This window comes from Microlunatus elymi, assembly GCF_007362775.1.
GTDB lineage: Bacteria > Actinomycetota > Actinomycetes > Propionibacteriales > Propionibacteriaceae > Microlunatus > Microlunatus elymi.
Genome location: NZ_CP041692.1, coordinates 1,621,098 through 1,643,476 on the forward strand (window position 1 = coordinate 1,621,098; position 22,379 = coordinate 1,643,476).

The window sequence follows — 22,379 nt, forward strand, 5'->3', positions numbered from 1 at the left end:
GGCTGGGACAAGCGTAGGCCGATCATTGCACGGCTCACCGGGTACGAGGCCGGCGCGCGCAGCAGTGTCGGGAGCAGAAATCTCAGCCGGCCGCACCCGTCGAAACGGGCTGAACCGGTTCGGTAGTGTGACTCCGGGCACCGGCGACCGTGGTGCCTTTCCCTTTGCGCACCAAGGAGATTTGATGCCGACACTAGGTACCGACAAGCTGTCGGTCCAGCTCTACACCCTCCGCGAGGCACTCACCGACGACGTCGACGGCACGCTCGGCCGGATCGCCGAGATCGGCTACAAGCTGGTCGAGCCGTTCGGCTTCCAGAAGTTCTTCGACGGACTGTCCTCCGCCCTGCCGAAGTACGGTCTGAGCGCCCCGACCACGCACAGCAGCCTGGTCGATGCCGACGTCGACGACGTGTTGGCCGCGGCCAAGGAACTGGGCATCCAGACCGTGATCGATCCGCACACCGATCCGGCCCGCTGGCAGGACGCCGACGACATCGCCAAGATCGCCCAGTCACTGAACGCCGCCGCCGAGAAGGCTGCCGCCCTCGGCCTGACCGTCGGCTACCACAACCACGCCTTCGAGCTGGAGTCGGTGATCGACGGCAAGCACGGCCTGGAGATCCTGGCCGACAACCTCGCCCCGGAAGTGATCTTGGAGGTCGACACCTACTGGGCCGCCGGTGGCGGCGCCGACGTACCGGCACTGCTGGGCAAGCTCGGCGATCGGGTGCAGGCGCTGCACATCAAGGACGGCGACGGCTCCAAGGACGTCAAGAAGCAGGTCGCCGTCGGCGACGGATCGCTGCCGGTGTGGGACTACATCAACGCGGCCCCGAACATGAAGTACGGCGTGGTGGAGCTCGACGACAGCGCCGGTGACCGGTTCGTCGCGGTCGCCGACAGCTTCGCCTACCTGACCGGAAAGGCGGCGTGATCATGGCAGGCAGCGGACCCGTCGGCGTCGGCATCATCGGCGCCGGCACCATCAGCAAGACCTATCTGGAGAATCTCACCTCGTTCCCCGACGTCGAGGTGCTGGCCATCGGCGACATCGTCACCGACGCGGCCCAGGCCAAGGCCGAGGAGTTCGGCATCGGCACCCACGGCGGCCCGGACGCCGTTCTCGATCATGACGGTGTCGAACTGGTGATCAACCTGACCATCCCGGCGGTGCACGCCGAGGTGGCGACCTCGGCCATCCAGGCCGGCAAGCACGTCTTCAACGAGAAGCCGCTGGCCATGGAACGCGTCTCGGCCAAGGCGTTGCTGGACGCGGCCGAGGCCGCCGGCCTGCGGGTCGGCTGCGCGCCGGACACCTTCCTGGGCAGCGGTCTGCAGGAAGCGCGCAAGATCATCGAACGCGGTGACATCGGCCAGCCGTTGAGCGCGCTGACGCTGATGCAGAGCCCGGGACCGGAGTCCTGGCACCCGAATCCGGCCTTCCTCTTCCAGGAGGGTGCCGGCCCGCTGTTCGACATCGGCCCGTACTACTTCACCGCCCTGGTGCAGTTCTTCGGTGCCGCCGAGTCGGTGGCGGCGGTTGGCTCCAAGTCGCGGGAACAGCGGGTGATCGGCTCCGGCCCCAAGGCCGGCGAGACCTTCGACGTGACCGTGCCGACGCACGTCAGCGCCGCGGTCCGCTACGCCAGCGGCCAGTCCTCGCAGACGATCCTGTCCTTCGACTCGGCGGCGCGCCGGGTGTTGTTCGAGGTCAACGGCACCGAGGGCACGCTGGCGGTGACCGATCCGAACACCTTCGACGGTGAGCTCAAGATCATCGGCCGCTCCGACGACGACTGGACCTCGGTGGCCAAGACCACCGAGCTGTCGAGCCGCGGCACCGGTGCGCTGGAGATGGCCCGGGCCATTCGGGAAGGCCGTCCGCACCGAGCCACCGGGGCGCAGGCCTACCACGTACTCGACGTGATGGAGTCGGTCGCCGAGGCGGCTACCTCCGGCAACTACGTCACGATCGACAGCACCTTCGATCGTCCGGACCCGCTGCCCGAGGACTGGGATCCGAAGGCCAAGACCCTCTGAGTCATTTCTTCTGCCAGGCGGTGACGGTGCCGGCCCTGGCCAAGGCGTTGTACACGTACTGGGCCAGGCGCCGGTTGCCGGCGGCGTTGGGATGATCGCCGTCGGCGATCAGGTACGCGGTCGGGTCGCGTTGCCCGTCGCCACCCTTCAACGCGGCGTACGCGTCCACATAGGTAGCGCCGGTCCGCCGGGACACGTCGATCACCATCGCGTTGAAGTCCTGGGTCACCTCGTCACTGGCCGCAACGTAGGCGGCGCCGCGAGCCTGGCCGACCGCCCCGTCGACGCTGACATTCCAGTAGCCCATCAGCACGATCTCCACGTCCGGCACCGGGTCGACCGCCCGGACCTCCCGTACCGTCGCAGTGAGCTGATCACCGACCTGGCGCAAGGTGGGGGCGAAGCAGTCCGAACCGGCCGCCGGCTGACATTGCGGTTCGTTCAGCCTGCCCAGCGGAAGATCGTTCGCGCCGGCCTCGATGATCACCAGGTCGGCACCGGCGGCAAGATCATCATGGCTGGTGCCGCTCTGCGCATCGGCCAGCACCTGCTGGCTGGTCCAGCCGTCGACCGCGTCGTTGTGCAAGATCACCTCCCGCCCGGTCGCCTGCTGCAACCTGGCCGCGGTCAGCTCGCTGAATCCCTGGCAACCACACAGGTCCGCTGCCGGTACGGAGTCGCCGAGGACGACCACGGTGAGCGGTCCGGCACTGGTCTGCGCGGTGGGCGCGATCGCCTTGCCGGCGGACACGGCGAGCAGGCATAGCACCGCCACCGCGACCGCGATCACGGCCAGGACGACGACACGCATCCGATCAGCCAACGCAGCTCCGATCTGCGGTTGGACTCGCCACGACAGTCGTCAGCCGCGGAAGGCCGGCAGAGTTTTCGCCAACCACAGCAGGGATCCCGCGGTGTACGGCTCGAAGATCGTGGTCCGGTGGCCGCCGGTCGGGACGATCACCGCGTGCACTGCCAGCGGTGCCTTCGCCTGCTCGATGAACTGATGCGTGGTCGGGTAGGCGAGATGATCTTGCTGGGAGGCGAACAGCCAGATCGCCACCGGCGGTGGCTGGTGCCCGGCCATCGCGACCAGATCGTACGGCTTGAGCTGGGCCCCGGTGAGCGGGACGTAGTCGCGGCCGAACAGGGGATGGAAGTAACCCTCGAACACGATCGCAGCGGAGAACAAGGACGGATGCCGCATGGTCAACTCGGCCGCGCACCAGCCGCCGAACGAGTAGCCGAGCGTGGCCCAGTCCTGCCGTTCGGTGCGGACATGGAGATGCCGGACGATCCAGGGCGGCAGTTCCTTCGACAGCCAGGTGTCGGTCTGCGGATCGCCGGGCGCGGGGCCGTTCACACACTCGGTGTCCAGCTGGCGTGGACTGTTGATCTGCGGGATCACGAAGATCGTCCGGGCGAACTGGTGCTGCTTGGTCAGGCTCTCAGCCGTCCGCAAGAAGTTGATCTTGGTGAAGGATGCCGGCACGCTGGGGAAGCCGTGCAGCCCGATGATCACCGGATAGCGCCGCGTCGATGCCGGATCGTAGCCGCGGGGCAGTTGCACCAGCACCTGCATCGTTGCATCGGACGCCACATCACGGACGTGATAGTCCTGCAGGCTGCGGCCGGGATCGGGCAGGGCGAAGTCACGATTTCCCTTGACCCACTTGAGATCCGTCCCGTGCACCGTACGCAGCGCTGCCGTTCCGGTGCCGCCGTGCTGGCTGCTGCTGTCCTTGGGACCGGTGCCGAACAGGTCCGACCAGCTGGAGTAGAAGACGTAGCTGTTGTTGAGCACCAGGAAGCCGACCATGATCACCAGGCTGTTCATCAGCAGCGCGGCGACGGCCCGGCTGACGCCGCGGGCGAGGCGGTGATGCCACCGCGGCAGTCCGAGGACGAGGCAGACGAACACCGCAGCGGCAAGGATCGCCAGCAGCCACGGCAGGGCCGGATCAGTGAGTTGCATCAAGATCACCTCGTTGGATCGACGGACATCCAGGCATTGGGTTCGGAAAACTGCTCAGGTGGTTCGGAAAACTGCTCAGGCGGCTCGGACAACTGGTCAGGCGGATCGGGCGGACCGGGAGAACGGGAAGGCAAGCACGGAACGGATCGGCCGGTTGGTCAGCAGCATCACCACTCGATCGACGCCCAGCCCCAGGCCACCGGTCGGCGGCATGCCGAGCTCCAACGACCTCAGGAAGTCCTCGTCCACCTCCATCGCCTCCGGGTCTCCGGCGACCGCGCGCAGCGACTGTTCGGTCAGCCGCTGCCGTTGGTCGATCGGATCGGTCAGTTCGGTGTAGGCGGTGCCGATCTCCATCCCGGCCGCGACCAGATCCCAGCGCTCCACCAGGCCCGGGTCGAGGCGATGCGGACGGGTCAGCGGTGAGGTCTCCTGCGGGAAGTCGATGTAGAAGGTCGGCTGGCTGGTGTTCGGCTCGACCAACTTGCTGTACAGCGCCTCCAGCACGGCGCCGTTGCCGGCATCTGCGGGAAGCTGGGCGATCTGGTGCCGCTCGGCCAGCGAACGCAGCAGGGCCGGATCGCTGTCCATGCCGACGACACGACCGAGCGCGGCCGACACCGCGTCGACCATCGGCACCACCGGCCACGGCCGGCCGATGTCGACCACCTCGGCCGGATCGCCGCAGCGGTTGCCGGCCGGCGGCAGCCACAGCACCGGCTTCTGATGCACCGCGACCGCGGCAGCGATGATCAACTCCCGGGCCAGCTCCATCATCGTCCGATAGTCACCGCCGGGCAGATAGGCCTCCAGCGAGGTGAACTCGGGATTGTGCGAGCCGTCGATGCCTTCGTTGCGGAAGTTGCGGCCGATCTCGAAGACCGGCCCGCTGCCGGCGACCAGCAACCGCTTCAGGTAGAGCTCGGGCGCGATCCGCAGCGACAGCTCCCGGCCGGACCCGTTCAGCCGGGTACGGAACGGGCGAGCCTGGGCTCCGCCGTGCACGGTCTGCAGGATCGGTGTCTCCACCTCGAGGAAGTCGCGCCGTTGCAGCAGGTCCCGGATCGCGCCGACCGCGGCCGCGCGCTGCCGGATCGCGATCAGGTCGTCCGGATGGGTGATCAGATCCGCGGCCCGATTGGCGCTGCGGCTCCGTGGGTCGTCGACATGACTCCAGGGCAACGGATGCAGCGACTTGGCCTGCAGCCGCCAGTGCCGGACGAGCAGGCTCCCGGTTCCGTTGCGGGTGTGACCGAGCAACCCCGTACACGCCAGCAGGTCGCCGGACTGGATGGTGCCGAGCCGGTCGAAGTCGGCGGTCCGGCCACGCTCCGCGGTCAGCTGCAGGCTGTAGCCGCCCTCGATCAGGTCGATGAAGATCACGCCGCCGTGGTCGCGGATCGCGCGGACCCGCCCGGACACCGACAGCGCCCGGCCGGGCTGAGCACCGGTCTCGTACAGCTCTCGCAGCGACGTTGCGGCGGTGCCCGCGGGCTCGGCGGCAGGGTAGGGATCCACGCCTTGGCTGCGGAGCTCGGCCAGCCGGTCGAGCCGGCGCACGGTCTGCCGGTCCGATCGCTGCGGGGCCGAGGGGACAGGGGGCGCGGTGATCGCCAGCAGCCGATCCAGCTGGCCGGCCGGGAAACGCGACGGCGGTCGGTCCCGTAGCTGCGGCCAGGGCAGAAAACCCTCGGCGGCAGCAGCGGCCAACAGCACCCGGGGCAGCACCAGCAGGTCGCCGTAGCAGAGGAATCGCGGCACCCAGCTGGGACGGTACTTCTCGTTGGCGCGATAGAGCCGTTCCAGCTGCCAGAAGCGATCGAGGACGCCGAGCACGCCGGCGTTCAGCTTGGTCAGGGTCCGGCCGCCGATCCGTTCGGCCTCGGCGTAGACGCCGCGGAACAGGCAGAAATTCAGCGACACCCGGGCGATGCCGAGCCGGTCCGCACGCGCCATCAGCTCGGTGATCATCAGCTCGGTGACGCCGGCCGGAGCGTCGGGGCCGCGGCGCATCAGGTCCAGCGACGCGTCCCGCCAACCCCACGGCACGAACCGCAGGATCGCGACCAGGCGGCCGTCGGTGTACGCGGTGACGACCAGATTGCGGTGGTCGGCCGGATCGGCGTCCCGGTTCAGCGCCATCGTGAAGCCGCGCTCGTTGACCCCGTTCAGCCAGCCGGCCGACGCGTTGGCGAGTTGCTCCAGCTCGCTGCCGTCGAGCTCGCTCTGGCGGCGGATCTGGACGCTCACCCCGGCGGCCCGGGCGTGTCCGGCAGCACGTCGTACGGCGGTCATCGCCGGCCGTCGCCGGGTGAATCGGGCCACGTCGAGAATCGCCTCGTCGCCCATCAGCAGCACCCGCAGACCCGCAGCGGAGTAGGCGCGCGCACCGGTCTCGCCGGCCGACAACACCGCGGGCTGCCAGCCGTAGCGGCGGGCCTCGGCCAGCCACGCCGCGATCGCGGCCGGCCAGCTGTCCCGCGCCCCGATCGGGTCGGCGGCGGCGAGCGAGACCCCGGCGATCACCCGATAGGTGACCGCGGCGCGACCGTCGGGCGAGAAGACCGCTGACCGGTCACGACGGGTGCCGAAGTAGCCGAGCGAATCCTCCGCGCCGTCCGCTGCGAGCAGCTCCCGCAGGGCGATCTCACGGTCCGGCGACCAGCGATTCCGCGGCCGGGCGGAGATCAGGAACAGCGAACTGGCCACCAGCAGGGTGACGCCGGCCAGGAAGGCGGTCAGATCGATCACCCACGGGTCCACACCGGTCACGCGGATGCTGCGGTGGGAGGCGCCGCTCAGCACCGCGGTGACGGTGTCGACCACGCCGTCGAGGCGTTGCCGGTTGGTGCTCTGCACTCCCAGCAGCAGCCACATCACGCCGCCGGTGACGGCGGTGCCGATCACCGCGGCCGCGATCGCAAGCCGCCACGATCCCGGCAGCAGCCGCCCGGTGAACTGCCCGCGGATCCGCCACAGCAACACCAACATGGCGACCGTGACGCCGGTCGCCAGGATGTCGGCCGTGCGACCGATCGGACCTTGGGTTCGCCAGAGCGCGAGCGCCGGCGACAGCCGCACCGGCAGCAGTGTCGCCACGCCGACCCAGATCGCGGCGAGTTGGAACAGTCCGACCAGCCAGAGGCCAACGCGTTTGCGGCCGATCAGGGCCCGGGTGACCAGATAGAGCGCGACCACCGACAGGAAGCTGCCGTCGACCGGGATGTTCAGGATGCCGAAGCCGAGGCGCCAGAACCAGGCGCCGCCGTGGCGGCCGAAGAGCATCAGTCCGACGGCGGCCAGCGTCGCCACCGCGTACGCCGTGGTCAGCGTGCGCGCGATCCGTTGCGGCCAGACGTCGCCGGCCCCCCTCCTGACCATGCCGACAGTCTTTTGCGGTCACCTGGCAAAAGCCTGACAAACGGCTGATCGGCCTTCAGCAGACAGCCGGCTCACTGGTCACGCTCAGGAACCTCGCCCGGGCCGTCTCAGGATCACTCCGCGCCGGGCCGGCCCCGTCAGTCGCCGAGGTAGGCGACGGCCTCCAGCTCGACGCGGACGTCCGGGTTGCCGAAACCACTGACCACCGTGGTCCTGGCCGGCGGCACGTCGCCGAACCTGGCCGCGTACAGCTCGTTGAAGCGGGCGAACGAGGCGCCGTTGGACAGGTAGGCGTTGATCTTGACGATCTTGTCGGTGCTGCCGCCGGCGGCCTCGACCACGGCGAAGACGTTGTCGATCGCGCCGTTCACCTCGGCCTCGAAGTCACCGATGATCACCGAGCCGTCGTCATCGGTGGCCACCTGACCGGAGACGAACAGGAAGTCCCCGGCCTTGATGCCTGGCGTGAGCGGAATTCCCGGCACCCCTTTGCCGGAGTTGTTGGTGCCGCTGGGGTGGATGGGTTCGATCATGCCGACACCGTAGCCGTGATCACGTCGTTCACCGACCGCAGCACCGGCGCCGTGATCAACTGCTGCGGGTCCACGCCCTCGGCGCCGGTGACGGTGAAGGTGTGGGATTCGCCCGCCTGCAAGGTGATCAGGCAGCTGTCCACCCGAGCCGCCGGATCCAGCCGATCCGGGAACAGGGCGAGATCCTTGACCAGGGCCTGCGCGGCGACGGTGACCCGGAAGCCGCCGTCGACCCTCTCGACCGATGCCGTGTAGGCGATGGCGGGGGCGGTCAGTTGGAGCTGCGGATCCTCGACGAAGTACCAGTACGCCGGTGCGTCGCCGCTCTCGCTGCGCACCTGAACATACTCAGCCGCCGGATCGCTCGGCGTGATCAGCTCGTCGGCGAGCGCGATGGTGGCGCTGGAGCGGGGACCGACGTTCAGCTCGATCCGCTGCTCGGCCAGCGCGGTGCTGTCGACCGTGGTCGAGCGACGGCTGATCACCAGCGTCGCTGACCAGGACTCCGCGGTGTCGTTGTGCGCGATCAGCGTCGGCGACTTTCCATGATCATCATCGCGTGGCTGGACGGTCAGCAGCCGGTCGGCGTAGGCGGCCTTCAACGCGTACCACAACGGCTTGCGGATGCCGGCGTAGTCGACGGCAGCCCAGCTGATCACCGGCCAGTTGTCGTTCAGCTGCCAGACGCAGGTGCCGGTGTTCAGCGGTGCCAGGCTGCGGAAGTGCTCGATGCCGAAGCGCAGCGCCCGGGCCTGATTGAGCTGAGTCAACCAGTGCCAGTCGTCGATCGCGATCTCCGGCTCGGTCCGCCATTTCGGCAGATGATCACCAAGGCCCCTTTCCAGCTTGAGATTCCCGTCGCCGGCCTTCTGGTGCACCAGCATCTGCCGACCGTAGGGGTCCAGCGGTTGATCATGGACGACCGAGGTCAGCGTGGACCAGGCCGGCGGCCCCTGGAAGCCGAACTCCGAGACGTAGCGCGGCCGGTGGCTGCGGTAGGTGGTGTAGTCGACCGAATTCCAGACGTCCCAGATGTGCATCGACCCGTGCCGGGCGTCGTTGGGATGCAGGTAATCGTCGTAGGAGAAGGGACTTCCGGGCGAGTACGGCGTCCGCGGGTCGAGCTCGGCCACCAGCTGGGGCAACAAGTCGCGGTAGTAGCCGTTGCCCCAACTGCGGCCGGCCAGGTGCGGTCGCCAGCCCCAGTCGGCATAGCCCCAGATGTTCTCGTTGTTGCCGTTCCAGACCGCCAGGCTGGCGTGGGAAGACAGCCGGGTGATCGCCTCGCGGGCCTCAGCCTCGACCTCGCTCCACAGCGGCTCGTCCTCGCTGTAGGCGGCGCAGGCGAACAAGAAGTCCTGCCAGACCAGGATTCCCAGCTCGTCGCAGACGGTGTAGAAGTAGCTGCTCTCGTAGATGCCGCCGCCCCAGATCCGCAGCAGGTTCGCACCGGAGTCGTACGCTTCCATGATCGACGTGCGGTAGCTGTCGGAGTTCAGCCGGGTCAGGAAAGCATCGTCGGGGATCCAGTTGTAGCCCTTGATGTAGATCGGCTGATCGTTGACGCTGAGCACGAATTCGGTGCCCTGGCGGTCCGGCTTGGTGGACAGCGTGATGTTGCGGAAGCCCACCCTTCCGTCCCAGCGATCAAGATCATGATCACCTGCGCGCAACCGGACCGTGGTCGGATAGAGCGGCTGGTCACCGTAGCCGCGCGGCCACCACAGCTGGGCATCGGCGATCTCGGCCTCGATCGTGACGTGCGGCGTACCCGGTTCGACCGAGCGCTCGACCGTCTGTCCGGCGATCTCCACCGCCACGGTGACCGGATTGCCGCTGCCGGTCAACCAGTCAAGATCAACTTCGGCGGTCAGCAGACCGGTGCTGCCCTCTCCGACGCCGGCCAGCGGTCGGACCGTGGCCAGCCGGACGGTGTCCCAGGACTCGATCCGGATCGGCTTCCAGATGCCCGCGCCGGCCAGATCCGGCCCCCAGTCCCAGCCGAAACTGCTGGCCATCTTGCGGACCGCGTTGTACGGATGGGTGTACGAGACCGGGCGGGCGCCCAGTTGTTCCTCGGCCTGCTCGGCAACCACCGACGGTGCGGCGAAGTTGATCACCAGTTCGTTGCTGCCTTCACGCAGCAGCGAGGTCACGTCGAAGCGGTAGCCGCGATGCTGATTGGCGGTCCGGCCGACCTCGGTGCCGTTCAGCACGATGGTGGCAAACGTGTCCAGGCCGTCGGCGACCAGATCGTGCCGGCGCTCGGCGCCGGGCTGCCAGTCGAAGGTCAGCCGGTAACTCCAGTCGGTCCGGCCGATCCACTGCAGCAGCGACTCGTTGTCGCCGTCGAACGGTTCGGGGATCAGACCGGCGGCCAGCAGATCGGTGTGCACCTCCCCGGGCACCGTGGCGGATGTGGTCGCGGGGATCCGGTCGGTCCATTCGGCCGGCAGCGGTCCGGCCGGCGACAGTGTCCAGTTCAGGTCGGCAGCACTGTCGGAGGTGAGCGAGAAGGTGCGCATGGCGTGGAACTGTACCGTTTAAGCACCGGCCGTGTTTCGCGTCCCGGGACCGCTGGTCAGCACGGACGCCGCCGCGACACTCGGACTCCGTTGCCATGATTGTCCGGACTGGTTGGGAGCCTTGGCGATCGGCTGCATCATCCCGATGACGGTCTGAGTTCGATCGCCCCTGCTGAGCGTGATCGCCCCGACTGAAAACTGCGTCAGCTCCGCTCCGGCGGGTACGTGATCGCCACCAGCGGCGCGATGACCAGACGTGCCGACTCGACCCAGAAGGGGTAGGCAGATGGGCATTGGAGACAAGGCCAAGAACAAGGCCGACGAACTGGCCGGACAGGCCAAGGAAAAGGCGGGCGACGCGCTCGACAACGACGAGATGCGTAATGAGGGCCAGGCCGATCAGGCCAAGGCCAACGCCAAGCAGGCCGGAGAGAAACTCAAGGATGCCGGTGACGATCTCAAGGATCGGGTCACCGACGACAATTGACCCGCCGCGCTGAGGTCGAAGCCGGCGGACGGATCCGCCGACCACGCTGCCGTGCTCGATGGATGATCACGGCGACCCCGGGATTAGGGTCGTTGCCGTGATCATCTGGAACCGGTGGGGCTTTCTGGTGCTGCTGTTTCTCGGCATCGGCGTGGTCGGCGGCTTCGGCCTGGCCGCACTAGCCGGCGTACCGGGCGACGGCGGCCCGCTGGTCGGCCTGTTCGTCGGCATCGGCCTGGTCGTTGCCGGTGCCTTGTTGTACGTGTTGGACCGGTTTGTCCTGTCCCGCTGGGACAAACCGACGCCGACGCTGGTGCAGGAACGCCTCTCCAGCCCGGTCACCCTGCCGAACGGGCAACAGCAGCGCTACCGCACCTCACCCGCGCTCGACCCGACCACCGGCCAGCCGCTCCTCGCCCGCCCGCACTCCGCATTCCTCTGGATCCCCGTCCACGTCTGGCCCTACCTGATGGCCGCCGGCGGCCTGGTGATCATCGCCATCTGTGCCATCCGATTGCTCCTTTGAAGTGACGTCCGCCTGGGTGCGGCTGCCGCCGCTCTGATGCTGTAGGTCGCGTTCCGGGGACACTCCCCGGACCCCTTACCCCGCGTGTGTCCACGGTCAGCTCGCCGCGTTGTCTCCGCTTCGCTTCGACGACGGTCTCGCGCTGGGGCGCTCGACGGGCGTGCAACGTGGCGGTCCGGCGTCGGCTGGCTAGGAGCCAGCGTGAAATTACAAGGCCGTAAGGGAGCGGAGACTGTCCCCGCGAAGTGACCTACAGCACCAGAGCGGCGGCAGCGGCACCGCGGACGTCATTAAAGTGGGCCCGTGAGTGACTTCAGCGGTATGTATCGGCCCAGCGAAGAGCACGAGGCATTCCGGGCGGCGGTTCGCGAGGTGTGCGATGCCAAGGTCGCACCGCATGCGGCGGAGACCGACGAGTTGGCCGAGTTTCCGAAGGCTTCGTACGAGGCGTTGCGGGCCGCGGACTTCCACGCCCCGCACGTGCCCGAGCAGTACGGCGGCGTCGGCGCGGATGCGCTGGCCACGGTGATCGTGATCGAGGAGATCGCCCGCGCGTGCATGTCCAGTTCGCTGATCCCGGCGGTGAACAAACTGGCCACGCTGTGCTGGATCAACCAAGGCAGCGAGGAGATCCGGCAGGCTTACTTGCCCAAGATCGCCAGCGGGGAGTCGATGGCCTCGTACTGCCTGTCCGAACCGGAAGCCGGGTCCGACGTGGCGAGCATGAGGACCCGTGCGGTCGCCGACGGCGACGAGTTCGTGATCAACGGCGCCAAGCGCTGGATCACCAACGCCGGCGTCTCGGACTTCTACACCGTCTTCGCGGTCACCGATCCTGATCAACGCAGCAAGGGAATCAGCGCGTTCGTAGTGGAGAGGGCCGACGACGGTGTCTCCTTCGGAGCGCCGGAGAAGAAGCTCGGCATCAAGGGGTCGCCGACCTGCGAGGTCTACTTCGACAACGTACGGATTCCCGGGTCGCGGATGATCGGTGATCCGGGAACCGGCTTCGTGACCGCGATGAAGACACTCGATCACACCCGGATCACCATCGCCGCCCAGGCGATCGGCGTCGCCCAGGGCGCCCTCGACTACGCGAAGGGATATGTCAAGGAGCGCAAGCAATTCGGCCGGCCGATCGCAGAATTCCAAGGTCTGCAGTTCATGATCGCCGACATGGGGATGAAGCTGGAAGCCGCGCGCCAGTTGACCTACGCCGCTGCGGCCAAGTCCGAACGCGGCGATGCCGACCTGACCTACTTCGGTGCTGCCGCCAAGTGCTTCGCCTCTGATGTAGCTATGGAGATCACCACCGACGCCGTGCAGTTGCTCGGCGGTTACGGCTACACCAAGGACTACCCGCTGGAGCGGATGATGCGCGACGCCAAGATCACCCAGATCTACGAAGGCACCAACCAAGTACAGAGAATCGTCATGGCGCGTGCCCTGTTGAAATGACGCGGTCGAGTCTCTGCCCGCTGCCGCGACCTGGTCTGGCGTCTTCCGTTGCGGACGACCCCCTGCACCCCAGGGCGTGGTTGCGCCCACAGCGATCTCGCCGCGGCCCCTCCGCTGCGCTGCGGGCACGGTCTCGCGCCGGGGCGCTCGACGGGCGTGCCAAGTAACGTTCGAGTGATGGACTCATCAGTGCAGGTTCAGCCGCTCCGGACCACCCATGCGTCGTTCGACCGGCGACCATGATCAACTCGTGGATGCGGCCGTTGCCGGTGCGGCGGGTGTTCGAAGATGATCATGGCCCGCTGGACCGCAAGACCTGGCCGGCGACGCTGCCCGCGGTCAGGCAACTGCTGGACGACGGGCTCGAGTTCGATCGGGTGACCGTCCTGGTCGGCGAGAACGGATCCGGGAAGTCGACGCTGATCGAGGCGATCGCGATGGCGTACGGACTGTCACCCGAGGGCGGTTCGACGGGCGCGATGCACAGCACTCGAGTCACCGAATCCGAACTGTGGAAGGCGATCCGGCTGGGGCGAGGTGCCGGCGCATCCCGCTGGGGCTACTTCCTGCGAGCCGAGACGATGCACGGTCTTTACAGCTATCTGGAGGATCATCCCGGGCCCGATCCGCACTTCCATCGGATGAGCCACGGCGAGTCGTTCATGACCATGATCGCCCAGCCGGAGCGATTTGATCATGGTGGGTTGTTCGTGATGGACGAGCCGGAGGCGGGCCTCTCGTTCGTCACCCAGCTCACCCTGCTCGGCCGGCTGATCGAACTCGCTGCCGATGAACGGACCCAGTTGATCATCGCCACCCACTCGCCGATCATCGCCCGGCTGCCCGGCGCCAACCTGCTGCAACTCGACCAGGACGGCATCACCCCGATCGACTGGGACGATCTCGCCGTCGTCTACCACTACCGCAGCTTCCTGGACAGCCCGGATCGGTATCTGCATCATCTCCTGCGGCCCTGACCGACTCAGCAGACTGAGACTGTCAGCGGTCGGTTCCAGAATCCTTCCCAACCGAGAAGGGGGAGAGATGACGGCAATGGACAACGTGGTCAACATCGAGGCACAGCTGCGGGAGCGGTCCTCGGAGTTGCTGGTGATCCGACCGAAGGAGTGCGTGATCTGCTACGTGGCGCGGATGCTGATGGACTTCGGCTGCGACGGCACCCGTCGATGGGCGCTGCGCTATCGCGACCAGCGGGCGCCGCAGGCAACGGCGTTGGAGGAGCGGCTCGCCCGGCGTGGTGCTTGCTGTTGCGACTGCGAGATCTTTCTGAGCGGGTACGTCCTGGTCGATCGACTGAGGGTGCGCCGCCCGCTCTTCGGCGAGCTCAGTGCGGCGGAGTTGTTGTCGTACGGGTATGACGACGAGGCCGAGGCGACCGAGCTGGTCGCTCCGAAGGTTCCACCACCGTGTTCGGGTGTGCGACGCGGATCCGTCCAGCCGTGTGCCAACTGGCGCACCCGGACCTGGTACGACGAATGAACACCGGCGAGGAGCAGCGGCGACGCCAGGCCCACGACCGCCTGAGCCGTGTCAGGGTTGGGCCATGGCAACGCTGGAGGATGTGCGACGGATCGCGATGAGCCTGCCCGAGACCAGCGAGAAGGTCTCGTGGGGTTCGGTGATGTGGCGGGTCAAGGACCGCGGCTTCGTCTGGGAGCGGCCGCTGCGCAAGACCGATCGGGAAGCTCTCGGCGATGCGGCGCCGCCCGGCGAGATTCTCGGGGTGCGAGTCGCCGACGACGGCGAGAAGGAGGCGCTGCTGCAGAGCGAACCCGAACGCTTCTTCACCATCCCGCACTTCGACGGCTACCCGGCGGTCCTGCTCCGGCTGAGTGAGATCGGCGTCGACGAACTCGAGGAGGTGGTCGTCGACGCGTGGCTCGACCGAGCCCCGAAACGGTTGGCCGCGGCGTTCCTAGCCGCCCGCGGGTAGCCGCAGAGCGCCGGCGGTTGCGCACAGCACGTGCGCTACATTGCGGTACGAGGAGGGACAGTCATGTCTTCAACGTCGTCCACGTCGTTCCGCATCAATAGCAGAGCCAAACGAGCGCTCACTGAGCGGGCCGCGCATGAGCACATCAGCGCGACCGCCCTGTTGGAGCGGCTGATCACCGAGGGAATCCGACAGTTGGACCACCCCGGCATCACTTTTCGCGGCCCTGAAAACGACCGACGAGCTGCGCTCGCCGCAGGCCCGGATGTCTGGGAGGTGGTTGGCCGACTCAGCGAGCTCGACGGTTCAGCCGAGCATCGGATCGCGCTGCTGGCCGACGAAGTAGAGCTGCATCCGCGGCTGATCCGTCTTGCGGTCGACTATGCGGCGGCCTATCGCGACGAGATCGAGGAGCGGATCGAAAGCAACCGCGCGGCGGCGACGGCAGCCAGACAAGCCGTTGAGAATCGGCAGGCACTCCTCGCGTGAGGTTCCTGATCGACGAGATGTTCCACCACGCGGTCGCAGAGCGACTACGAGCCCTCGGGCATGACGCTGTCCACGTCCGGGAGATCGGTCTGGCTGCCACCGAGGATGCCGTCGTTGCTTCGACGGCTCGAGCCGAGCGACGCGCTGTCGTCACCGAGAATGTCGCCGACTATGCAGGTGAGCGGGACGTGATCCTGGTGTTTGTCTTGAAGTCCCACCTGCCGGGCGGCGGCGCGCAGAGCGCGGCGCTGGCTACTGCTCTCGACCGGTGGGCGGCGGACAATCCGGATCCGTACCTCGGCCAGCATTGGCCGCTCTGAGCGAAACAGCGATCACAGCTGTCAGTGCCGCCTCGGCGGCCGACACGTCACTGCAGGTCCAGGTCTACGGTGGCGAAACTGTGCCGGGGGAGTTCGGCGGTGAGAACGCCGTTGTCGATGCTGACCTCGAAATCGGCGGGCCTGACCGCTGCGTTCGCCTCGGCGGTGTTGTGCGATTGGGGCGAATCGGCAGTCAGGATCCGGGCTCGATGATCGCCGACCGCACGTCCGCGCAGATCAACCGTCAGGGTGGTGTCCGAATCCACCGACAGGTTGCTGGCCGAGATCAAGGCACGACCGTCCTTGATGCTGGCCGACATCGAGATCGGTACGACTTGATCTTGGTCGACCGAGACCGCTTCCGGTTGCGAGATCACGTGCACCGGCAGCCGCTGCGCGTCCTGATGTCCCTTGTTCATCTCAAACACGTGGTAGGTCGGGGTCAGCACCATCGCGCCGTTGTCGTCGGTCAAGATCATCGCCTGCAACACGTTCACGGTCTGCGCGATGTTGGCCATCTGCAACCGCTCGGCGTGGTTGTGGAAGATGTCGAAGTGCAGGCTCGCCACCAGCGCGTCCCGCAACGCGTTCTGCTGGAACAGGAAGCCGGGGTTGGTGCCGGGCTCGACCTCCCACCAGGTGCCCCACTCGTCGCAGATCAGACCGAGCTTGCGGGCCGGGTCGTAGGCGTCCATCAACGCGCTGTGGCCGGCGATCACCCGGTCGATGTCGGCGGCCTTGATCAAGGTCCGGTAGTACTGCTCGTCGGTGAAGTCGGTCGCGCTGCCGTGCCGGATGCCGGCCTCGGACGTGTAGTAGTGGAACGAGATGCCTTGGAAGGTCGACCGCGGATCGCGGCCGCAGTTCAGGCAGCTGACCGCCTTCAGCAGCGCCTCGGTCCATTCAAGATCATCATCGGCGGCGCCGGCGGCGATCCGGTACAGCTTGTTGTCACCATGATCACGACAGAAGGTCGCATAGCGGCGCGCCTCGTCCGCGTACGCCTGCGCCCGCATGTTGCCGCCGCAGCCCCAGGCCTCGTTGCCGATGCCCCAGAACGGCACCCGCCACGGCTTGTCCCGGCCGTTGGCCTTGCGCAGCCGCACCATCGGTGAGTCACCGTCGCGGGTCAGGTATTCGACCCACTCGCTCATCTCCCGTACGGTGCCGGAGCCGACATTGCCGTTCACGTACGGATCGGCGCCGAGCAGCTCGCACAGCGCCATGAATTCGTGCGTGCCGAAGTGATTGTTCTCCTCGACGTTTCCCCAATGGGTGTTGACCATCGTCGGCCGCTGATCGCGGGGCCCGACGCCGTTCATCCAGTGGTATTCGTCGGCGAAGCAGCCGCCCGGCCAGCGCAGGTTGGGGATGTTCAACGCCCGCAGGGCATCGACCACGTCGCGCCGGATGCCGCCCTCGTTGGGGATCGGTGAGTCCTCGCCCACCCAGAACCCGCCGTAGATGCAGCGACCCAGGTGCTCGGCGAAATGACCGTACAGATGCTTGTTGATCTTGGGTCCGGCGACATCGAGATCGATGACCGCGCGGGCATTCGAGCTGCTCATGATTTCCCTTCGGCGAGCGGACGACGTAGGCCCCGGGTACGTTATCGGTGGCGGCTCGGCGAGTGAAGAAGACCGCCACCACCCGGACGATCACCGATACACTCACGGCGATCTGCTGAGGAGGGGCCGGGCATGTCCACAACGTCCGATGATGATCGGTCCGAGCGTCGGTTTGCCGTGGTCGTCAACCCGACCAAGATCAGCGAAGCGTTGCCGGAGTTGATCAACGAGGCGGCCGAGCGCGGTGGCTGGTCCGAGCCGCTCTGGCTGGAGACGACCGCGGACGATCCCGGACGACGGATGGCGCAGCAAGCACGCGACGCCGGGGTGCAGACGGTCCTCGCAGTCGGCGGCGACGGCACCGTCCGGGTCGTGGCGTCGGAGCTGGCGGGTTCCGGCGTCGGTCTGGGCATCGTGCCGGAGGGCACCGGGAATCTGCTGGCCCGCAACCTCGGCATCCCACTCACCGAGTCGGAGGCGATCGCCGTCGCGCTCGGTGAATCGAGCCGTGACCTGGACATCGTGCGGATCAGCACCGACGACGACGCGTCCGCGGACCGGTTCACGGTGATGGCCGGACTCGGCCTGGACGCCGCCATCATGAGCAACACCGACGAGGCGTTGAAGGCCAAGATCGGATCGATCGCCTACGTTGCGGCGGCATTGCAACACCTCGGCCGGGAACCTCGCCGGATGCGCATCACGGTGGACGATCACCGACGGCTGGAGCGACGGGCGATCTTGTGTCTGATCGGCAACGTCGGCGCGGTCCAGGGCGACATCGAGCTGATTCCCGGAGCGTTGCCCGACGACGGGCTGCTCGACGTGGTGGTGGCCAGCCCGCGACGCCTGCGGCACTGGTTCGCGGTTGCCCTTCGCCTGATCACCCGGCGCGAACGCAGTGGCGATCGCATCGACCAGCTCACCGGACGCCGGGTGGTGGTCGAGATCGATCAGCCGGAGGATTACGAACTCGACGGCGACACCATCGGTCAGTGCCGTCGGTTGGTGGCCGAGATCGAGCCCGGGGCGCTGCAGGTGCGGGCGCCCGTCGATGACCGCTAGTTCGCGTACTTCTTGAGGCCGCTGGTGTCGCCGCGGGCGATCTCGTCGAACATCGCCTTCGCCTTCGCCTTGTCCCACAACACCGACGATCCGGCCGAGGTATAGGCGTTCGCGTCGGCGATCGGCACGGTCAGCGTCATCCCGCTGCCGCCGGACACCTTGCCCATTCCGATCATCATCCGCGCCATGCTGATCATGGACGCGTTCTCGCCCACCGCCAACGAATCCGAGCCGGCGTTGGTCAGCTGCCAATAGCGGACCGGGTTGAGGAAGCTGACCGGTGAGGCCGCCTTCTTCGCCATCGCACTGACCACCTCGCGTTGCCGCTTCACCCGACCAAGATCACCTTGCGGATCGGCCTTGCGCATCCGGACGTAACCCAGCGCGTCCTTGCCGACCAGGGTCTGGCAGCCCTTCTTCAGGTTGAGGTGGGAGTCCTTGTCCTTGATCGGTTTCTTCAGGCAGACGTGAATGCCGCCGATCGCGTCGATCACGTTGACGAAACCGTCGAAGCCGACCTCGACGTACTGATCGATCCGCAGCCCGGTGTTCTGCTCGACGGTCTTGGTCAGCAGCTTCGGCCCACCGAACGCGTACGCGGCGTTGATCTTGTTCGAGCCGTGTCCCGGGATCGGCACGTACGAGTCGCGGGGGATCGAGATCAGCGCGGGGTCGCCGCCCGGCGGCAGGTACAAGATCATCATCGTGTCGGTACGGCCACCGCTGGTGTGCCCGGTGCCGTACTCCTTCTGCTGTTTCTTGGTCATCCCGGCGCGGGAGTCCGAGCCGACCAGCAGATAGGTGGTGCCGGGCTGGCTGTCCGGGCGCGAGCCGCTCGGCTCGTAGGCAACCCGATGGACCTGGCTCCAGGCGTACACCGGGACCGCGATCAGCCAGACGATCAGGGCCAGCACCACCGCGCCGACGATCGCGCAGCCACGGCGGACCGGCCGCTTGCGACGCGGCGGCTTTCCCGCGCCCGCCGGCGGCACCGACTGGCCGGGCCGCTGGGAGGGGCTGGCGGGCTGCTGCGCCGGGCGCGCGGTCGAGCCTGATCGCCCGCCGGTCGGCGGGAGCTGATCGGACGGCAGGACGCGGGTCGGCTCCGGCTCGTCCGGACGCTTCGGACCCGTAGGTTTCGGGTCGCGGCGGTAGAGCCAGTCCAGGTTCTCGTCTTCGCTGGGCGGCATGCGCGACAACGTACCGGCGAAGGCTGAGGAGATGGTGATGTCGCGCTGAAGGGAGCGTCACGCTCAAATCACAGTCGCTCGGCGTGGCGGACCGATCGAGCCCAGGTCGGCTCGGAATACTGGCCATCATCTGCGCGACGGCCGACCGAGCGGGTCGCGCGCGGACACCTTCCCCAACGAAAGGCCCGCCGGTGACCTCAGCCACGCTGCCCCCGTCCCGACCACGCCCAGGCTCGTCCTCCGGGCGTGCCTTCGCGCGGCCGAAGGAACCCAGCCCGATCCAACAGCAGAGTCATCGGGTCAAGTTGCGGCGCGGCTTGACCTTCCTGTTGATGACCCTGGTGCTGCCCGGCTCGGCGCAGATGGCCGCCGGCAACAAGCGGGTCGGCCGGATCGCGCTGCGGGCCTGGGCGGTGCTGGTAGCGGCGGTGATCGTGACCGCGATCCTGGGCCTGGTCTGGCGCAGTGCCTTCATCACCCTGTTGTCCAGTTCGGCGCCGCTGCGGATCCTGCAGGTGCTGCTGGTGCTGGTCGGGATCTGCTGGGCGCTGCTGATGATCGACGCCTGGCGGATCAGCCGTCCGCCGGAGCTGGCGCGCAAACACCGGCTCGGCTTCGCGATGCTGAGCACCGCGCTGGCGTTCATGATCACCGGCGCGCTGTTCGCCAGCGCCTCGATCGTGTCCTCGCAACGCGACTTCATGGCCTCGGTCTTCGCCGGGGGCGGTGACAGTCACGCCAAGGCCGGCCGGATCAACGTGCTGTTGCTCGGCGGCGACGCCGGCAAGGACCGGGTCGGGCTGCGGCCGGACAGCATGACCATCGCCAGCATCGACGTCGACTCCGGTCGTACGGTGTTGTTCAGCCTGCCCCGCAACATGGAGGACGTGCCGTTCCCGGCCTCCTCGCCGCTGCACAAGAAATTCCCCAACGGGTACGGCTGCGCGGACCACAGCTGCATGCTGAACGCGGTCTACACCTACGCGATGGCGCACAAGGATCTCTATCCCGGCGTGAGGAATCCGGGTGCTCAGGCCACCAAGGAGGCGGCCGAGGGAGCCACCGGACTCAAGATCAACTACTACGCGCTGGTCGACCTGAAGGGATTCCAGAAGCTGATCGACGCCGTCGGCGGCATCACCCTGACGGTGAACAAGCGGCTGCCGATCGGCGGCCAGGTGCCCGGGCAGAAGGTGAAGAACTACATCGAGCCGGGCAAGCAGCACATGGACGGCTTCCACGCGCTCTGGTATGCCCGGTCGCGGCACGCCGACAGCGACTACGCCAGGATGGCCCGGCAGAAGTGCGTGATGAACGCGATGCTGAACCAGCTCGACCCGGTCACCGTATTGACCAAGTTCAACAAGATCGCCAAGGCCGGCAAGCAGGTGATGGAGACCGACGTGCCGCCGTCGCAGATCAACAAGCTGATCGAGTTGGCCGGCAAGGCCAAGCAGCACAAGATCGCCAGCGTCGCGTTCGTACCGCCGACCATCTATCCGGGCAGCCCGAACTTCGCCCTGATGCATCGCCTGACCAACGAAGCCGTGACCAAGGCGACCGACGAGGGTGCCGCCAAGGCCAAGGCCGAACGGAAGGCGGCCAAGAAGAAGGCCCAACAGGAGAAGGCACAGCAGCAGAAGTCGGGCGCGCCGAGCAGCGGTGCCAGCTCACCGGCCAGCACCTCGTCGCCGACCGGATCGTCCACCTCCTCGGCACCGAGTAGGGCCAACACCCCGACCAGCAACTCCTCGGCGGGTTCCGACAACGCCGACGACTCGCAGGATCTGACCAAGGTCTGCTCGGCCTGACCCGGGTTTCCGGGTTGTCGGCGGTCGCCTGACACAATGACGCGGTGATCGCAGAGTATCCGGGCGTATCGGTGGTGATGCCGATCCTGAATGAGGAACGGCACCTGGCCGCGGCGGTGCGCCGCATCCTGGCCCAGGACTACCCGGGCGACCTGCAGGTGATCCTGTCGGTCGGCCCGTGCACGGACCGGACCGAGCAGATCGCCACCGACCTGGCGTCCGCCGATCACCGGCTGCAGGTGGTGGAGAATCCGACCGGGAAGACGCCGAGCGCGCTCAACCTCGGCATCGCCGCGGCCAAGTACGAGATCGTGGTCCGAGTCGACGGCCACGGCGAGCTGACCGACGGCTACATCAAGCGGGCGGTCGAGTTGCTGGACGAGACCGGCGCGGCCAACGTCGGCGGCGTGATGGACGCCCAGGGCAACAGCGCCTTCGAGGAGGCGGTCGCCTACGCCTACACCTCGAGGCTGGGACTGGGCGGGTCGAAGTTCCATCTGGAGGAGTCGCCGGCCGGGCCGGCCGAGACCGTCTATCTCGGGGTGTTCCGCAAACAGGCCCTGCAGGAAGCCGGCGGCTACGACGAGACCATGTTCCGGGCCCAGGACTGGGAGTTGAACCACCGGCTGCTGCAGCGGGGAGAGCTGATCTGGTTCTCGCCGGAGTTGAAGGTCACCTATCGGCCGCGCTCCACGTTCAAGGCGCTGGCATCGCAGTTCTTCCTGACCGGCAAGTGGCGCCGCGAGGTCGTCCGGCGCTACCCGGAGACGGCCGGGCTGCGTTATCTGGCGCCGCCGGTGACGGTGGTCGGCGTCGGGGTCGGCACCGCCGGCGGTCTGCTCGGGCTGCTGGCCGACAAGTTGATCTTGAAGATCGGCTGGCTGGCGCCAGTCGGCTACGCGTTGTTGATCATGGCCGGAACGGCGACCGCCAAGGGCCTCAGTCCGCAGGCTCGGGCGCGACTGCCGCTGGTGCTGATCGTGATGCATCTGTGCTGGGGGGCCGGCTTCCTGGTGGGTCTGGACCACCGCAACCGTCGCTGACCGCTGCTTGC

General features: G+C 67.5%; 20 protein-coding genes. 13 read left to right on the forward strand and 7 right to left on the reverse strand.

Annotated features, from left to right (window positions below):
- The first annotated feature begins 184 nt into the window (after nucleotides 1-184).
- Nucleotides 185-937, forward strand: coding sequence for a sugar phosphate isomerase/epimerase family protein (locus tag FOE78_RS07250; protein ID WP_143985693.1), 753 nt, complete (start codon nucleotides 185-187; stop codon nucleotides 935-937).
- A 2-nt stretch (nucleotides 938-939) separates the two neighbouring features.
- Entirely contained in the window at nucleotides 940-2,043 is a 1,104-nt protein-coding gene (locus FOE78_RS07255) for a Gfo/Idh/MocA family protein (RefSeq protein ID WP_143985694.1), read from the forward strand.
- A gap of 1 nt (nucleotide 2,044) precedes the next feature.
- Here FOE78_RS07255 and FOE78_RS07260 read toward each other — a convergent pair whose 3' ends face one another.
- From FOE78_RS07260 to FOE78_RS07280, 5 genes are all read right to left on the reverse strand, one after another.
- Nucleotides 2,045-2,854: an SGNH/GDSL hydrolase family protein gene (locus tag FOE78_RS07260; RefSeq protein ID WP_143985695.1), complete on the reverse strand. Its 810-nt coding sequence runs from the start codon at nucleotides 2,852-2,854 to the stop codon at nucleotides 2,045-2,047.
- 51 nt (nucleotides 2,855-2,905) lie between these two features.
- On the reverse strand, nucleotides 2,906-4,018 hold the full coding sequence (locus FOE78_RS07265) for an alpha/beta hydrolase (RefSeq protein ID WP_143985696.1): 1,113 nt from the start codon (nucleotides 4,016-4,018) through the stop codon (nucleotides 2,906-2,908).
- Nucleotides 4,019-4,114: 96 nt separating this feature from the next.
- Nucleotides 4,115-7,399, reverse strand: coding sequence for a bifunctional lysylphosphatidylglycerol synthetase/lysine--tRNA ligase LysX (gene lysX / locus FOE78_RS07270; protein WP_143985697.1), 3,285 nt, complete (start codon nucleotides 7,397-7,399; stop codon nucleotides 4,115-4,117).
- A 137-nt stretch (nucleotides 7,400-7,536) separates the two neighbouring features.
- The gene (locus tag FOE78_RS07275; protein WP_143985698.1) at nucleotides 7,537-7,932 is read right to left on the reverse strand and encodes a RidA family protein; all 396 of its coding nucleotides are present in this window, start codon (nucleotides 7,930-7,932) and stop codon (nucleotides 7,537-7,539) included.
- The gene (locus tag FOE78_RS07280) at nucleotides 7,929-10,457 is read right to left on the reverse strand and encodes a glycoside hydrolase family 2 protein (RefSeq protein ID WP_143985699.1); all 2,529 of its coding nucleotides are present in this window, start codon (nucleotides 10,455-10,457) and stop codon (nucleotides 7,929-7,931) included. The genes FOE78_RS07275 and FOE78_RS07280 overlap by 4 nt, the downstream gene beginning before the upstream one ends.
- A gap of 286 nt (nucleotides 10,458-10,743) precedes the next feature.
- On the opposite strand from FOE78_RS07280, the gene FOE78_RS07285 reads away from it, so the two are divergent.
- The 8 genes from FOE78_RS07285 (at nucleotide 10,744) to FOE78_RS07320 (ending at nucleotide 15,691) form a co-directional block, all read left to right on the forward strand.
- Nucleotides 10,744-10,944 (forward strand): CsbD family protein, encoded by a 201-nt coding sequence (locus FOE78_RS07285; protein ID WP_143985700.1) that lies wholly within the window; start codon nucleotides 10,744-10,746, stop codon nucleotides 10,942-10,944.
- A gap of 97 nt (nucleotides 10,945-11,041) precedes the next feature.
- Nucleotides 11,042-11,470, forward strand: a complete 429-nt coding sequence (locus FOE78_RS07290) for a hypothetical protein (protein WP_143985701.1) — start codon at nucleotides 11,042-11,044, stop codon at nucleotides 11,468-11,470.
- 321 nt (nucleotides 11,471-11,791) lie between these two features.
- Nucleotides 11,792-12,928 carry an acyl-CoA dehydrogenase family protein gene (locus FOE78_RS07295; protein WP_143988653.1) on the forward strand — a complete coding sequence of 379 codons (1,137 nt, stop codon included), beginning with the start codon at nucleotides 11,792-11,794 and terminating at the stop codon, nucleotides 12,926-12,928.
- Nucleotides 12,929-13,167: 239 nt separating this feature from the next.
- Nucleotides 13,168-13,905, forward strand: a complete 738-nt coding sequence (locus FOE78_RS07300; protein WP_228266090.1) for an AAA family ATPase — start codon at nucleotides 13,168-13,170, stop codon at nucleotides 13,903-13,905.
- Between the two features lie 67 nt (nucleotides 13,906-13,972).
- A complete protein-coding gene (locus FOE78_RS07305; RefSeq protein WP_143985702.1) occupies nucleotides 13,973-14,428 on the forward strand; it encodes a DUF2695 domain-containing protein in 456 nt (151 codons plus the stop codon).
- Between the two features lie 64 nt (nucleotides 14,429-14,492).
- Complete coding sequence (locus FOE78_RS07310) at nucleotides 14,493-14,882, forward strand: MmcQ/YjbR family DNA-binding protein (protein WP_143985703.1); 390 nt, start codon at nucleotides 14,493-14,495, stop codon at nucleotides 14,880-14,882.
- A gap of 63 nt (nucleotides 14,883-14,945) precedes the next feature.
- A complete protein-coding gene (locus FOE78_RS07315; protein WP_210414867.1) occupies nucleotides 14,946-15,371 on the forward strand; it encodes a hypothetical protein in 426 nt (141 codons plus the stop codon).
- Nucleotides 15,368-15,691, forward strand: coding sequence for a DUF5615 family PIN-like protein (locus tag FOE78_RS07320; protein WP_210414868.1), 324 nt, complete (start codon nucleotides 15,368-15,370; stop codon nucleotides 15,689-15,691). Before FOE78_RS07315 ends, FOE78_RS07320 begins: the two co-directional genes overlap by 4 nt.
- Nucleotides 15,692-15,738: 47 nt before the next feature.
- Here the strand turns inward: FOE78_RS07320 and FOE78_RS07325 are convergent, their stop codons facing one another.
- The gene (locus FOE78_RS07325; RefSeq protein ID WP_143985704.1) at nucleotides 15,739-17,259 is read right to left on the reverse strand and encodes an alpha-N-arabinofuranosidase; all 1,521 of its coding nucleotides are present in this window, start codon (nucleotides 17,257-17,259) and stop codon (nucleotides 15,739-15,741) included.
- A 132-nt stretch (nucleotides 17,260-17,391) separates the two neighbouring features.
- Here FOE78_RS07325 and FOE78_RS07330 point away from each other — a divergent pair, with 132 nt between their 5' ends.
- Nucleotides 17,392-18,324, forward strand: coding sequence for a diacylglycerol/lipid kinase family protein (locus FOE78_RS07330; RefSeq protein WP_143985705.1), 933 nt, complete (start codon nucleotides 17,392-17,394; stop codon nucleotides 18,322-18,324).
- Here FOE78_RS07330 and FOE78_RS07335 read toward each other — a convergent pair.
- Nucleotides 18,321-19,514 carry an LCP family protein gene (locus tag FOE78_RS07335; RefSeq protein ID WP_143985706.1) on the reverse strand — a complete coding sequence of 398 codons (1,194 nt, stop codon included), beginning with the start codon at nucleotides 19,512-19,514 and terminating at the stop codon, nucleotides 18,321-18,323. The two genes, FOE78_RS07330 and FOE78_RS07335, sit on opposite strands and share 4 nt — an antisense overlap.
- A gap of 191 nt (nucleotides 19,515-19,705) precedes the next feature.
- Between FOE78_RS07335 and FOE78_RS07340 the strand changes: the two genes are divergently transcribed.
- Nucleotides 19,706-21,325, forward strand: a complete 1,620-nt coding sequence (locus FOE78_RS07340) for an LCP family protein (protein WP_228266091.1) — start codon at nucleotides 19,706-19,708, stop codon at nucleotides 21,323-21,325.
- Nucleotides 21,326-21,402: 77 nt separating this feature from the next.
- Complete coding sequence (locus tag FOE78_RS07345) at nucleotides 21,403-22,368, forward strand: glycosyltransferase family 2 protein (RefSeq protein WP_407662649.1); 966 nt, start codon at nucleotides 21,403-21,405, stop codon at nucleotides 22,366-22,368.
- Nucleotides 22,369-22,379 lie beyond the last annotated feature (11 nt).